The following is a 13,508-nucleotide window of genomic DNA, read 5'->3' as shown; positions in this document are numbered from 1 at the left end:
GACCGGCTGGGACGAACACAAGATCGTTCAGACAATCTCCATCAAGGCTAGCAGCTCACGTGCTACATCCTCGACGGAGGTGTTGACAAGGGTCCGGTCGAACTCGGACTCGGCGGCCAGTTCGACCCTCGCGGTGACCAGTCGCCGCTCGATCACCTCGGGCGACTCGGTGCCGCGGCCGGTGAGCCTGCGGACCAGCTCGTCCCAGCTGGGCGGGGCGAGGAAGACCAGATGGGCGTCGGGCATCGACTCGCGGACCAGCCGGGCACCCTGGAGGTCGATCTCCAGCAGCACCGGCTCGCCCGCGGCGAGCTTGTCGAGCACCGCGCGACGCGGGGTGCCGTAGCGGTGGCCGGCGAATTCCGCCCACTCCAGCAGTTCGCCGTTCGCGACGAGTTTGTCGAACTCGTCATCGTCGACGAAGAAATACTGCACACCGTGCTGTTCGCCGGGGCGCGGCCTGCGGGTGGTCGCCGACACCGAGAGCCAGACCTCGGGGTGCACCGTGCGCAGGTGCGCGACGACCGTGCTCTTGCCGACCCCGGAGGGGCCGGAGAGCACGGTCAGCCGCGGACGTCTGACCGGGGGGGTCGGAGCGACCCCCTGCGAAGCGAGGGGGCGTGTTGCCCCCCGGGAGACTGCAGAGCTCATGGAGCGATTATCCCTGGTTCCCGGACGTGCCGGGACCTCAGGCGGGGGTACCGCCGAACTCGCGCTCCAGGGACGCGATCTGGTTCGAGCCAAGACCGCGCACTCGGCGGCTCTCGGAGATGCCGAGCCGTTCCATGATCTGCTTGGCGCGCACTTTCCCGACACCGGGGAGGGATTCGAGCAGGGCGGAGACCTTCATCTTGCCGATGACGTCGTTCTCCTGGCCTTGCTTGATGACCTCGTGCAGGGAGGCGCCGGAGTGCTTGAGCCGGTTCTTGACCTCGGCGCGCTCCCGGCGAGCCGCAGCGGCCTTTTCGAGCGCGGCAGCGCGCTGTTCAGGGGTAAAAAGTCGTCTCATTTGGTGAGTCTGCGGTAGCAGATGAGAGTGCAGGCGATGCTGGCGAAGGCGAGGAAGTGCTCGGCTTTGCGTTCGTACCGGCGGTGCAGACGGCGGCATCCGGCCAGCCAGGCCATGGTGCGTTCGACGGTCCAGCGATGACGACCGAGGCGTTGGGAGGACTCGATGCCTTTGCGGGCAATGCGGTGCGTGATCCCGCGTAAGGCGAGCCATCTGCGCAGGTGGTTGTAGTCGTAGCCCTTGTCCGCGTGCAGTTTGGCGGGATGCCGGCGACGCGGACCGCGCTGGGAGCGGATCGGCGGAATGCCGCAGACCAGTGGGATGAGGGCCTGGCTGTCGTGCAGGTTCGCCCCCGAGATCCCGACGGATATGGGCAGACCGGTCCGCTCGGTGATCAAGTGGATCTTCGAGCCGTACTTGCCCCGATCGACAGGATTCGGACCTGTCAGGTCCCCCTTTTCAGAGCCCGCATGTTCACCGAGTCGATCGCGCAGCGACTCCAGTCCAGCCCGCCGCGTGCGCCGAGTTCGTCCAGGACCAGGCGGTGAAGCTTGGCCCACACCCGGGCCTTGCTCCATTCGGTGAACCGGCGGTGGGCCGTGGGTCCCGATGGTCCGAAGGAAGGCGGCAACTGCCTCCAGGTACAGCCGGAGGTGGCGACGAACACGATGGCCGCCAGCACCTCGCGGTCTCCGTACCGACGCCGGCCGCCACCCTGCGGCCGCGACGGCGCAGGCGGCACGACCCTCTGGAAAAACTCCCACAGTTCATCTGGCACCAGGCGCTCCACGATCCCCACGACCGCAGATTACCGAACTTCCAAATGAGACGACTTCTAAGGGGCGGAAGAGCCACGCCTACGTCACCTCGGATGTAGAGCAATCGGATATGGACCGTGTGAAACACACTCACCCCGCACCTGCGGGATGAAGAGCCGCGCGGGTGAACTGCGCGCTCCTGTCGGAGACTAGCGGTCCGGACGGCTCAAGTCAGCGAGAACAGACGAAAAGTCCTGGTCAGCCTTCATCCGACGGGATATTTGGGACAAAGCGGAACAGGTCGCAGGCCCAATGTCGCAGGTGGTTGAAACCGGCCCTTTTTCGGTTCGATATTCGACCGGATTACCGGAGGGTATTACCGCACTATTGCCCCGCCCTTCGGGCCTTCCGAAGATCGCTTCAGGCCCCTTCGAAGGCCGCGCGCACCTCGTCCGCGTATCGCGAAGCCGCATCGCGCAGAGCGGACACGTCGGGGCCCCGGCTGAGCACTCCGCGACTCACACTCGGCAGCACATTGCCGAGGGCGGCGCCGAAGACCCCGGGAAGATCGGTCGGGGTCGCACCCTGGGCGCCGACGCCGGGGGCCAGCAACGGCCCGTTCACCGCCAGGTCCACGCCGGCCTCGCCGAGCGTCGCGCCGACGACCGCGCCGACAGAGCCGAGCGGAACGGCGCCGGCGTTCTCCGCCTTGATGTCGTCGAGCATCAACTGCGCGACCGAACGGCCGTCGCCCGCCGTCGCCCGCTGCACCTGCGCGCCCTCCGGGTTCGAGGTCAGCGCCAGCACGAAGACGCCGGAGCCGGAGATCCGCGCCGCGTCGAGCGCGGGCCGCAGCGAGCCGAAGCCCAGGTAGGGGCTGACGGTGAGCGCGTCGCTGAACAGCGGCGAGTCCTTGTCCAGATACGTGGCGGCGTAGGCGGCCATCGTCGAGCCGATGTCGCCGCGCTTGGCGTCCATCAGCACCAGCGCGCCCGCCTGCCGGGCCGCGGACACCGCCCGTTCCAGCACCGCGACACCGGCGGAGCCGAAACGCTCGAAGAACGCGGACTGCGGTTTGACGACCGCGACCTGCTCCCCCAGCGCCTCCACCACGGTCATCGTGAAGCGCTCCAGCGCCACGACGCCGTCGCCGAGACCCCAGTCCGCCAGCAGCGAGGCGTGCGGGTCGATGCCCACGCACAACGGGCCGCGGGTGTCCATGGCACGGCGCAGCCGCGCGCCGAACGCCTCCGGGTGCTCGGTCGTCATGAGGTGGCCTTCCTGGTGTCGGCGCCGACCGCGTCGGCGAGGGTGGCGTACGGGCTCGCGGCCAGCCGGGCCGCCAGCCCCCGGTGGACCGCGCGCATCCAGAAGGGGCCCTGGTAGATGAAGGCGCTGTATCCCTGTACGAGCGTGGCACCGGCGAGGATGCGCCGCCAGGCGTCCTCGGCGTTCTCGATGCCGCCGACGCCGACCAGCGTGATCCGGTCGCCGACCCGCGCGTACAGCCGCCGCAGCACGTCCAGCGAGCGGTCCTCCAGCGGGGCGCCGGACAGCCCGCCGGTCTCCGCGACCACCGCCGGGTCCGAGGTCAGTCCGAGGCCTTCGCGGGCGATCGTGGTGTTGGTGGCGATGATGCCGTCGAGACCCAGCTCCACCGCGAGGTCGGCCACCGCGTCCACGTCGGCGTCGGCGAGGTCGGGTGCGATCTTGACCAGCAGCGGCACCCGGCGCTCGGTGACCGTACGGTCGGCGGCCTCCCGTACGGCCGTGAGCAGCGGCCGCAGGGCCGCGGTGGCCTGCAGGTCGCGCAGCCCGGGGGTGTTGGGCGAGGACACGTTGACGACCAGGTAGTCGGCGTATCGGGCCAGCCGCTCGGCGGAGGTCACGTAATCCTGTACGGCCTCGCCCTCCGGGACGACCTTCGTCTTGCCGATGTTGACGCCGACGGTGGTCGGGAAGACCACCCGCCGGGCGGCGAGCCGGGCGGCGACGGCGGCGGAGCCGTCGTTGTTGAAGCCCATCCGGTTGATCAGCGCGCGGTCGCCGACCAGGCGGAACAGCCGGGGGGCCGGGTTGCCCGGCTGCTGCCGGGCGGTGACGGTGCCGATCTCGACGTGGTCGAAGCCGAGCATGGACATGCCGTCGATCGCGACGGCGTTCTTGTCGAAGCCGGCGGCCAGGCCGAACGGGCCGCGCATCTCCCGCCCGAACGCGAGGGTCCGCAGCCCCGGGTGCCGCGGAGCCGCGGCCGCGGCGACCGCCGCCCGCACCACGGGGATCCTGGCCGCGGCCCGGATCCACCGGAAGGCCGTCCGGTGGGCGGATTCGGCGTCCATCCGCCGGAACACCACCCGAAAGAACAGGTCGTACACGCCCTCACCTTTGTCTCCTACGATGCGCCCCTCCGGGCGCGACGATTCCGCGATTCCCCCTCACGGCGGGGTGCACCCCACCACGGGCGCGGGGAACTACGCGCCCAGCCCGAACGGTGGCGCGCTGTCCGAGCGGCTCGTTGCGCCCCGCAGGGGCGCGGGGAACTTCGCGCGCAACCCACCACCGGCCGGTGGTCCGGCACGGACCGAGCAGCCCCTTTCGGCCGGTGACGACCCGCGCCCCCGGTGGGGGCCGGTCGCGCAGTTCCCCGCGCCCCTGGTGGGCACCCCCCTGCGCAAGGGGACCGCACCAGCCACCGCGGCCCGCGGAAGCGCACTCCCCCTGCGCAAAAGGGACCCACCGACCACCGCGGCCGGTGGAAGCGCACCCCCTGCGCAAGGGGAGCCGCACAGCCGGCCCAGCCGGAGGCTATTCGGCTCGACTCGCCGTAAGGCGACTGGCGTGGTCCTGCAAGGAGCACACCCCTATGTCGCCACGCGTCAACGCGTCGATGCCCTGTACCGCCGCCGCCAGCGCCTGGACCGTGGTCAGGCAGGGGATGCCGCGGGCCACTGCCGCCGTGCGGATGTCGTAGCCGTCCAGGCGGCCCCCCGTGCCGAACGGGGTGTTGACGATGAGGTCGATCTCGCCCTCGTGGATGAGGGTCACCACCGTCGGCTCGCCGGCGGGTCCGACTCCCTCGGACTGCTTGCGCACGACCCGCGCCGGGATCCCGTTGCGCCGCAGCACCTCCGCGGTGCCCGAGGTGGCCAGGATCTCGAAGCCGTGCTCGATCAGCGCGCGGGCCGGGAAGATCAGCGCGCGCTTGTCGCGGTTGGCGATCGAGACGAAGGCGCGGCCCTTGGTGGGCAGCGCACCGTACGCGGCGGCCTGGGACTTGGCGTAGGCGGTGCCGAAGACCGCGTCGATGCCCATGACCTCGCCGGTGGAGCGCATCTCCGGGCCGAGGATGGTGTCGACCCCGCGTCCCTGGACGTCGCGGAAGCGGCTCCAGGGCAGCACCGCCTCCTTGACGGAGATCGGCGCGTCCAGCGGCAGCGTGCCGCCGTCGCCGGTGGCGGGCAGCATGCCCTCGGCGCGCAGTTCCGCGACGGTCGCGCCGAGCGAGATGCGGGCCGCGGCCTTGGCGAGCGGCACCGCGGTCGCCTTGGAGGTGAAGGGGACGGTGCGGGAGGCACGCGGGTTGGCCTCCAGCACGTAGAGGATGTCCCCGGCCAGTGCGAACTGGATGTTGATCAGGCCCTGCACCCCGACACCGCGGGCGATCGCCTCGGTGGAGGCGCGCAGCCGCTTGATGTCGTGGCCGCCCAGGGTGATCGGCGGCAGCGCGCAGGCGGAGTCGCCGGAGTGGATGCCGGCTTCCTCGATGTGCTCCATGACGCCGCCGAGGTAGAGCTCCTGGCCGTCGTAGAGCGCGTCGACGTCGATCTCGATGGCGTCGTCGAGGAAGCGGTCGACCAGGACCGGCCGGTCGTCGCCGATCTCGGTGGACTCGGCGATGTACGAGGCCAGCCGGGTCTCGTCGTAGACGATCTCCATGCCGCGGCCGCCGAGCACGTAGGAGGGCCTGACGAGCACCGGGTAGCCGATCTCGTCGGCGATGGCCTTGGCGCCGGGGAAGGACGTGGCGGTGCCGTGCTTGGGCGCGGGCAGCCCGGCGGCGGCCAGTACCCGGCCGAAGGCGCCGCGGTCCTCGGCGAGGTGGATGGCCTCGGGCGAGGTGCCGACGACGGGCACGCCGTTGTCCTTGAGCGCCTGTGCCAGGCCGAGCGGGGTCTGCCCGCCGAGCTGCACGATGACGCCGGCCACCGGCCCGGCCAGGGTCTCGGCGTGCACGATCTCCAGCACGTCCTCCAGGGTGAGCGGCTCGAAGTACAGCCGGTCGGAGGTGTCGTAGTCGGTGGAGACGGTCTCGGGGTTGCAGTTGACCATCACGGTCTCGTACCCGGCGTCGTGCAGCGCGAAGGAGGCGTGGACGCAGGAGTAGTCGAACTCGATGCCCTGGCCGATCCGGTTGGGGCCGGAGCCGAGGATGATCACGGCCGGCTTGGTGCGCGGGGCGACCTCCGTCTCCTCGTCGTAGGAGGAGTAGAAGTACGGGGTGTCGGCGGCGAACTCGGCGGCGCAGGTGTCGACGGTCTTGTAGACCGGGCGGATGCCGAGCGCGTGCCGCACCTCGCGGACGACCTCCTCGCGCAGGCCGCGGACGGCGGCGATCTGGGCGTCGGAGAAGCCGTGCCGCTTGGCGTCGGCGAGCAGTTCGGGGTCGAGCCGGTCGGCGGCGGCCAGCGCCTCGGCGTGCTCGTGGATCAGGAAGAGCTGGTCCACGAACCACGGGTCGATCCTGGTGGCGGTGAAGACCTCCTCCTGCGTCGCACCCGCCCTGATCGCGGCCATCACGGTGTTGATCCGGCCGTCGGTGGGGACGCCGGCCAGCGCGAGCAGTTCGGCCTTGTCGCCGACGGGGGCGGTGAAGTCGAACTGCGAGCCCTTCTTCTCCAGCGAGCGCAGCGCCTTGTTCAGCGCCTCGGTGAAGTTGCGGCCGATCGCCATCGCCTCGCCGACCGACTTCATGGTGGTGGTCAGGGTGGCGTCGGCGGCCGGGAACTTCTCGAAGGCGAACCGCGGCACCTTCACCACCACGTAGTCGAGGGTGGGCTCGAACGACGCCGGGGTCTTGCGGGTGATGTCGTTGGGGATCTCGTCGAGGGTGTAGCCCACCGCGAGCCGGGCGGCGATCTTGGCGATCGGGAAGCCGGTGGCCTTGGACGCCAGCGCCGAGGAGCGGGAGACCCTGGGGTTCATCTCGATGACGATGACCCGGCCGTCGTCGGGGTTGACGGCGAACTGGATGTTGCAGCCGCCGGTGTCGACGCCGACCTCGCGGATCACCGCGATGCCGATGTCGCGCAGCGTCTGGTACTCGCGGTCGGTGAGCGTCATCGCGGGGGCGACGGTGATGGAGTCGCCGGTGTGGACGCCCATCGGATCGAAGTTCTCGATGGAGCAGACGACCACGACGTTGTCGTGCCGGTCGCGCATCAGCTCCAGCTCGTACTCCTTCCAGCCCAGGATGGACTCCTCGAGCAGCACCTCGGTGGTCGGCGAGAGGGTCAGGCCCTGCCCGGCGATGCGGCGCAGCTCGTCCTCGTCGTGTGCGAAGCCGGAGCCGGCGCCGCCCATGGTGAAGGAGGGGCGGACCACCACGGGGTAGCCGCCGAGGGTGTCGACGCCGGCCAGCACGTCGTCCATGGAGTGGCAGATCACCGAGCGGGCGGACTCGCCGTGGCCGATCTTGTCGTGCACCGCCTCGACCACGCCCTTGAACAGCTCGCGGTCCTCGCCCTTGTTGATGGCCTCGACGTTGGCGCCGATCAGCTCGACGCCGTATTCGGCCAGCGTGCCGTCCTCGTGCAGCGAGATCGCGGTGTTCAGCGCGGTCTGGCCGCCGAGGGTGGGCAGCAGGGCGTCGGGGCGCTCCTTGGCGATGATCTTCGCGACGTATTCCGGGGTGATCGGCTCGACGTAGGTGGCGTCGGCGATCTCCGGGTCGGTCATGATCGTGGCCGGGTTGGAGTTGACCAGCACCACCCGCAGCCCTTCGGACTTCAGGACCCGGCAGGCCTGGGTGCCGGAGTAGTCGAACTCGGCGGCCTGCCCGATGACGATCGGACCCGAGCCGATGACCAGGACGGACCGGATGTCGGTGCGCTTAGGCACGCTGGGCCTCCATGAGCTCGATGAAGCGGTCGAACAGATACGCGGCGTCGTGCGGGCCCGCGGCGGCCTCGGGGTGGTACTGGACGCTGAAGGCCGGCCGGTCGAGCAGCCGCAGCCCTTCCACCACCTGGTCGTTGAGGCAGACATGGCTGACCTCGGCGCGCCCGAAGGGGGTGTCGCTGACCCGGTCGAGCGGTGCGTCCACGGCGAAGCCGTGGTTGTGCGCGGTGACCTCGACCTTGCCGGTGGCGCGGTCCTGCACGGGCTGGTTGATGCCGCGGTGGCCGTACTTGAGCTTGTAGGTGCCGAAGCCGAGCGCCCGGCCGAGCAGCTGGTTGCCGAAGCAGATGCCGAACAGCGGGGTGCTGCGGCCCAACACCTCCTGGATGACGCCGAGTTCGGCGGTGGCCGGGTCGCCGGGGCCGTTGGACAGGAAGACGCCGTCCGGGGCGACGGCGTAGACGTCCTCGACGGTCGCGGTCGCGGGCAGCACGTGCACCTCGATGCCGCGCTCGGCCATCCGGTGCGGGGTCATGCCCTTGATGCCGAGGTCGAGGGCGGCGACGGTGAAGCGCCGCGGGCCGATCGCCGGGACGACGTACGCCTGCTCGGTGGCGACCTCGGCGGACAGGTCGGCGCCGGTCATCTCGGGGGCCTGCCGGACCCGGGCGAGCATGGTCTCGTCGTCGGCGAGGGAGTCGCCGGAGAAGATGCCGACCCGCATGGCGCCGCGCTCGCGCAGGTGCCGGGTCAGGGCCCGGGTGTCGACGCCGCTGATGCCGACGACGCCCTGTGCGGTGAGCTCGTCGTCCAGGGAGCGCCGGGAGCGCCAGCTGGACGGCACGCGCGCCGGGTCGCGTACGACGTAGCCGGCGACCCAGATGCGGGAGGACTCGGGGTCCTCGTCGTTGACGCCGGTGTTGCCGACGTGCGGGGCGGTCATGACGACCACCTGGCGGTGGTACGAGGGGTCGGTCAGCGTCTCCTGGTAGCCGGTCATGCCGGTGGAGAAGACCGCCTCGCCGAAGGTCTCCCCCACCGCTCCGTAGGCGCGGCCGCGGAAGATGCGGCCGTCCTCCAGGACGAGTACGGCGGGTGCGGTGGCCGCCCGGGTGGAGGTCGTCATTGTGCGCCTTCCTTCTCGTGTTGCCTGCTGCCCGGCCTGGTGTCGGTGAAGACGACGACGCTGTCGCCACTGAGCCGGTTGATCTGCTCGACCCACGCCGGGTGCTCGGCGGACCGGTCGGAGCGGAAGCCGGAGTCGATGAGGGTGCCGCCGTGCTCCCAGGTGACGACCAGCAGGCCGCCCTCGGTGAGCACCTTGCCCGCGATGCCCTTGTCGAGCCGGGCGCCGCGCAGGGCGGCGACGGGTACGAAGAAGCCGGGGGCGCCGGTGCGGTCCACGTCCAGGCCCTGCTCGGTGAGGGTGAGCGCGGCCCGGCTGCGGACGCCGAGGCCGTGGGCGACGATCCGGTCCAGCCACTGCCCCGCGGTGGTGCTGCCGTGGTAGCGGCCCTCCGTCGACAGCAGCGCCTCGCCGGGGGTTTCGGGGGCCTGCGGGAGGGCGGGCAGGCCGCCCTGCAGGGTGCGGCGCCACTGCCAGCCCTGCCGCATCAGCCAGTAGACAAGGCCGACGAAGAGGAGCAGGCCGACGATCCAGCCGATCCTGTCGGTCCAGTCGGTGACCTTCGCCGAGTGCTTCCCGTCGCCCTGTGCGGAGGCGAGCGCGGTGGCGAGCTGCGTAACAGGTGTCATGTGAGCTTCCCGTCCATGACCGTGGCGCGGCCCCGCAGGAAGGTGGCGACGACGCGGCCCGGCAGCTCGCGGCCCGCGTACGGGGTGTTGCGGCTGCGGGAGGCGAAGCCCGCGGGATTGACCACCCCACGGTATGCGGGATCGAGCAGCACCAGATTCGCGGGCTCACCGGCGGCGACCGGCCGGCCGTGCCCGGCGAGCCGGCCGATGGCGGCGGGCCGGGACGACATCCGGTCGGCGACGCCGGCCCAGTCCAGCAGGCCGGTGTCGACCATGGTGTGCTGGACCACCGACAGCGCGGTCTCCAGGCCGACCATGCCCATCGCGGCCGCGGCCCACTCGCAGTCCTTGTCCTCGTGCGGGTGCGGGGCGTGGTCGGTGGCGACGCAGTCGATGGTGCCGTCGGCGAGCGCCTCGCGCAGCGCCATGACGTCGGCCTCGGTGCGCAGCGGCGGGTTGACCTTGTAGACCGGGTTGTACGAGCGGACCAGCTCGTCGGTCAGCAGCAGGTGGTGCGGGGTGACCTCGGCGGTGACGTCCCAGCCCTTGGACTTGGCCCAGCGGACGATCTCCACCGAACCGGCGGTGGACAGGTGGCAGATGTGCACCCGGGAGCCGACGTGGGCGGCCAGCAGCACGTCACGGGCGATGACCGACTCCTCGGCGACCGCCGGCCAGCCGGTCAGGCCCAGCTCGCCGGAGACGGTGCCCTCGTTCATCTGGGCGCCCTCGGTGAGCCGCGGCTCCTGGGCGTGCTGGGCGACGACGCCGCCGAAGGCCTTCACGTACTCCAGCGCCCTGCGCATGATGACGGCGTCGTCCACGCACTTGCCGTCGTCGGAGAAGACCCGCACCTGGGCGGCGGAGTCGGCCATCGCGCCCAGCTCGGCGAGCTGCTTGCCCTCCAGGCCGACGGTGACGGCGCCGACCGGCTGGACGTCGCAGTAGCCGGACTCCCTGCCGAGCCGCCAGACCTGCTCGACCACGCCGGCGGTGTCGGCGACCGGGAAGGTGTTCGCCATGGCGTGCACGGCGGTGTAGCCGCCGGCCGCGGCGGCCCGGGTGCCGGTCAGCACGGTCTCTGAGTCCTCGCGGCCGGGCTCGCGCAGATGGGTGTGCAGGTCGACCAGGCCGGGCAGCAGGACGTACCCGGCGGCCTCGACGACGGTGGCTTCGCCCGCGTCGAGGTCCGCGCCGACCTCGGTGACGGTGCCGCCGCTGATCAGCACGTCCTGGATGGCGCCGCCGAGGATCTTCGCCCCGCGGATCAGGGTGTCGCTCATGGTTACTTGCTCTCCTCGGTGCGGGCGCTGTCGGATCGGTCGGTGCTGATGGCCGGCTCGGAGCCGCCGAGCAGCAGGTAGAGCACCGCCATCCGGGTGCTGACGCCGTTGGCGACCTGCTCGACCGCGGTGCAGCGCGGCGAGTCGGCGACCTCGGCGGTGATCTCCATACCGCGGTTCATCGGCCCGGGGTGCATGACGATGGCGTGCTCGGGCAGCACCGCCATCCGCTGGCCGTCCAGGCCGTAGCGGCGGGCGTACTCGCGCTCGGTGGGGAAGTAGGCGGCGTTCATCCGCTCGCTCTGCACCCGCAGCATCATCACCGCGTCGGACTTCGCGAGCACCGCGTCCAGGTCGTACGAGACCTCGCAGGGCCAGTTCTCGACGCCGATCGGCAGCAGGGTGGGCGGCGCGACCAGGGTGACCCGGGCGCCGAGGGTGGTCAGCAGCAGCACGTTGGAGCGGGCGACCCTGCTGTGCAGGATGTCGCCGACGACGGTGACCCGGCGGCCGTCCAGGTCGCGGCCGACAGCGGACAGGTGGCGGCGCATGGTGAAGGCGTCGAGCAGCGCCTGGGTGGGGTGCTCGTGGGTGCCGTCGCCGGCGTTGACGACGGAGGCGTTGATCCAGCCTGAGGTCGCCAGCCGGTGCGGGGCGCCGGAGGAGTGGTGCCGGATGACGACGGCGTCGGCGCCCATCGCCTCCAGGGTCAGGGCGGTGTCCTTGAGCGACTCGCCCTTGGACACCGAGGAGCCCTTGGCGGAGAAGTTGATCACGTCGGCGGACAGCCGCTTGGCGGCCGCCTCGAACGAGATACGCGTCCGCGTCGAGTCCTCGAAGAACAGGTTGACGACGGTGCGGCCGCGCAGGGTCGGCAGTTTCTTGATCGGCCGGTCGGCGACGCGGGCCATCTCCTCGGCGGTGTCGAGGATCAGCAGGGCGTCGTCACGGGTGAGGTCGGCGGCCGAGATCAGGTGGTGCTTCATCGGGGTCTCCGGGGGTGCTTGGGCCTGGCGGGGCGGCGAGCGGGCATGCGGCGGCGCAGGACCCCTGGCCGGGGCCCTGGCGTGGCGGCGCTATTCGTCCGCGGCAGTGCCGGTGCGCGCGCCGGGCTCGCGCTGGCCGAGCAGGACGCTGTCGCGCCCGTCGTGCTCGGCAAGCAGGACCCTGACGGTCTCGCGCTGCGAGGTCGGGAGGTTCTTGCCGACGTAGTCGGCCCTGATCGGCAGCTCGCGGTGCCCGCGGTCGACCAGCACGGCCAGCTGCACCGCGCGGGGGCGGCCGATGTCGTTGAGCGCGTCCAGCGCGGAGCGGATGGTGCGGCCGGAGAAGAGCACGTCGTCCACCAGGACGACGAGCCGGCCGTCGATGCCGTCGCCGGGGATGTCGGTGGCCGCCAGTGCCCGGGGCGGGTGCAGCCGCAGGTCGTCGCGGTACATCGTGGTGTCCAGCGAGCCGACGGCGGCCTCGCGGCCGGTGATCTCGGCGAGCTTGCCGGCCAGCCGGCGGGCCAGGAACACCCCTCGGGTGGGGATGCCGAGCAGCACCACGTCGTCGGCGCCCTTGGCGCGTTCGACGATCTCGTGGGCGATACGGGTCAGGACGCGGGCGATATCGGGTGCTTCGAGCACCGGGCGGTCCTGCGGGCCTGCTGTCGTGCGGTCTTCGACCATGGGTCGGGGACCTCCTTCCCCGCCTCACGGGACGGGCGTTAAAGGACGTCGGGGGTACAGCTAAACGCTATCAGGTGCCGCAGACCGCCCAGGTCAGAGACCGGTCGGACCCTTTCGGCTTGACGAGCACGGATTACGCTGCGTAACCTCACAGTGAGTCACCGAGTTTCCGTCCGGGGAGCCATATGTCCAGCGATTACGCCAAACAGCTCGGAGCCAAGCTCCGCGCCATCCGCACGCAGCAGGGCCTTTCTCTGCACGGTGTCGAGGAGAAGTCCCAGGGCCGCTGGAAGGCAGTGGTCGTGGGGTCGTACGAGCGCGGCGACCGTGCCGTGACCGTGCAGCGCCTCGCCGAGCTCGCCGATTTCTACGGCGTGCCCGTGCAGGAACTGCTGCCGGGTACGACCCCCGGCGGGGCCGCAGAGCCGCCGCCGAAGCTCGTACTCGACCTTGAGCGGCTGTCCCAGGTCCCGCCGGAGAAGGCCGGGCCGCTGCAGCGGTACGCGGCCACGATCCAGAGCCAGCGCGGCGACTACAACGGCAAGGTGCTGTCGATCCGGCAGGACGATCTTCGTACGCTCGCCGTGATCTACGACCAGTCGCCGTCGGTCCTCACCGAGCAGCTCATCGGGTGGGGTGTCCTCGACGCGGACGCCAGGCGGGCTGTCCAGCACGAAGAGGGCTAGCGCCCGGCTTTATCCGCAAACCTGCAGAAACGTCCCGCCGCCCGGCCCGACCCCGTCCCCCGGGGCTCCGCCCCGGGCGGCCCCACCCTTCCCCCGCGCGCCACGTGCGGCGAGCCGTCGCCCTCACCACCCCCCTGGCCGACCGCGCACGCCCCCGCGCCCCGGGGTGAGTGCCCCGTGCGGCCCGCACTCGCCTGCCGCGCCACCGTGGCTGTTCGCGCAGTTCC

Annotated in this window: 12 protein-coding genes; 1 reads left to right on the top strand and 11 read right to left on the bottom strand. The window is 71.3% G+C overall.

Annotation, left to right across the window (positions count from 1 at the left end):
• Positions 1-27: 27 nt before the first annotated feature.
• From gmk to pyrR, 11 genes are all read right to left on the bottom strand, one after another.
• A complete protein-coding gene (gene gmk / locus OG702_RS30240; RefSeq protein ID WP_327292111.1) occupies positions 28-651 on the bottom strand; it encodes a guanylate kinase in 624 nt (207 codons plus the stop codon).
• 37 nt (positions 652-688) lie between these two features.
• Positions 689-1,009: an integration host factor gene (locus OG702_RS30235; protein ID WP_327292110.1), complete on the bottom strand. Its 321-nt coding sequence runs from the start codon at positions 1,007-1,009 to the stop codon at positions 689-691.
• Positions 1,006-1,799, bottom strand: a protein-coding gene (locus tag OG702_RS30230) for an IS5 family transposase (RefSeq protein ID WP_442814681.1) whose coding sequence is annotated in 2 segments (ribosomal slippage) — positions 1,006-1,467 and positions 1,470-1,799 — 792 coding nt in all. Because the reading frame shifts where the segments join, the coding sequence is not laid out codon by codon here. The genes OG702_RS30235 and OG702_RS30230 overlap by 4 nt, the downstream gene beginning before the upstream one ends.
• Before the next feature lie 388 nt (positions 1,800-2,187).
• Entirely contained in the window at positions 2,188-3,036 is an 849-nt protein-coding gene (gene pyrF / locus OG702_RS30225) for an orotidine-5'-phosphate decarboxylase (protein ID WP_327292109.1), read from the bottom strand.
• Positions 3,033-4,142, bottom strand: a complete 1,110-nt coding sequence (locus OG702_RS30220) for a quinone-dependent dihydroorotate dehydrogenase (RefSeq protein ID WP_327292108.1) — start codon at positions 4,140-4,142, stop codon at positions 3,033-3,035. The genes pyrF and OG702_RS30220 overlap by 4 nt, the downstream gene beginning before the upstream one ends.
• Positions 4,143-4,572: 430 nt before the next feature.
• Entirely contained in the window at positions 4,573-7,884 is a 3,312-nt protein-coding gene (gene carB, locus OG702_RS30215; RefSeq protein WP_327292107.1) for a carbamoyl-phosphate synthase large subunit, read from the bottom strand.
• Positions 7,877-9,010: a glutamine-hydrolyzing carbamoyl-phosphate synthase small subunit gene (carA, locus tag OG702_RS30210; RefSeq protein ID WP_327292106.1), complete on the bottom strand. Its 1,134-nt coding sequence runs from the start codon at positions 9,008-9,010 to the stop codon at positions 7,877-7,879. Before carA ends, carB begins: the two co-directional genes overlap by 8 nt.
• On the bottom strand, positions 9,007-9,639 hold the full coding sequence (locus OG702_RS30205; protein ID WP_327292105.1) for a PH-like domain-containing protein: 633 nt from the start codon (positions 9,637-9,639) through the stop codon (positions 9,007-9,009). Before OG702_RS30205 ends, carA begins: the two co-directional genes overlap by 4 nt.
• On the bottom strand, positions 9,636-10,922 hold the full coding sequence (locus OG702_RS30200; protein WP_327292104.1) for a dihydroorotase: 1,287 nt from the start codon (positions 10,920-10,922) through the stop codon (positions 9,636-9,638). Before OG702_RS30200 ends, OG702_RS30205 begins: the two co-directional genes overlap by 4 nt.
• A 2-nt stretch (positions 10,923-10,924) precedes the next feature.
• Positions 10,925-11,908, bottom strand: coding sequence for an aspartate carbamoyltransferase catalytic subunit (locus OG702_RS30195; protein WP_327292103.1), 984 nt, complete (start codon positions 11,906-11,908; stop codon positions 10,925-10,927).
• Between the two features lie 90 nt (positions 11,909-11,998).
• The gene (pyrR, locus tag OG702_RS30190; protein WP_327292102.1) at positions 11,999-12,595 is read right to left on the bottom strand and encodes a bifunctional pyr operon transcriptional regulator/uracil phosphoribosyltransferase PyrR; all 597 of its coding nucleotides are present in this window, start codon (positions 12,593-12,595) and stop codon (positions 11,999-12,001) included.
• Between the two features lie 185 nt (positions 12,596-12,780).
• Here pyrR and bldD point away from each other — a divergent pair, with 185 nt between their 5' ends.
• Positions 12,781-13,281, top strand: a complete 501-nt coding sequence (gene bldD / locus OG702_RS30185; RefSeq protein ID WP_033174517.1) for a transcriptional regulator BldD — start codon at positions 12,781-12,783, stop codon at positions 13,279-13,281.
• The last annotated feature ends 227 nt before the right edge of the window (positions 13,282-13,508 follow it).

The organism is Streptomyces sp. NBC_01198 (genome assembly GCF_036010485.1).
GTDB lineage: Bacteria > Actinomycetota > Actinomycetes > Streptomycetales > Streptomycetaceae > Actinacidiphila.
The sequence above is the reverse complement of the archived record's forward strand: the minus strand, read 5'-3'. Positions and strand labels throughout refer to the sequence as shown.

What these genes read in the sequence shown, in the direction of transcription:
- OG702_RS30235 (WP_327292110.1), bottom strand. Translation starts at nt 1,009, where the DNA reads ATGAGACGACTTTTTACCCCTGAACAGCGCGCTGCCGCGCTCGAAAAG.
- bldD (WP_033174517.1), top strand. Translation starts at nt 12,781, where the DNA reads ATGTCCAGCGATTACGCCAAACAGCTCGGAGCCAAGCTCCGCGCCATC.
- pyrR (WP_327292102.1), bottom strand. Translation starts at nt 12,595, where the DNA reads ATGGTCGAAGACCGCACGACAGCAGGCCCGCAGGACCGCCCGGTGCTC.
- carA (WP_327292106.1), bottom strand. Translation starts at nt 9,010, where the DNA reads ATGACGACCTCCACCCGGGCGGCCACCGCACCCGCCGTACTCGTCCTG.
- gmk (WP_327292111.1), bottom strand. Translation starts at nt 651, where the DNA reads ATGAGCTCTGCAGTCTCCCGGGGGGCAACACGCCCCCTCGCTTCGCAG.
- OG702_RS30205 (WP_327292105.1), bottom strand. Translation starts at nt 9,639, where the DNA reads ATGACACCTGTTACGCAGCTCGCCACCGCGCTCGCCTCCGCACAGGGC.
- OG702_RS30200 (WP_327292104.1), bottom strand. Translation starts at nt 10,922, where the DNA reads ATGAGCGACACCCTGATCCGCGGGGCGAAGATCCTCGGCGGCGCCATC.
- pyrF (WP_327292109.1), bottom strand. Translation starts at nt 3,036, where the DNA reads ATGACGACCGAGCACCCGGAGGCGTTCGGCGCGCGGCTGCGCCGTGCC.
- OG702_RS30195 (WP_327292103.1), bottom strand. Translation starts at nt 11,908, where the DNA reads ATGAAGCACCACCTGATCTCGGCCGCCGACCTCACCCGTGACGACGCC.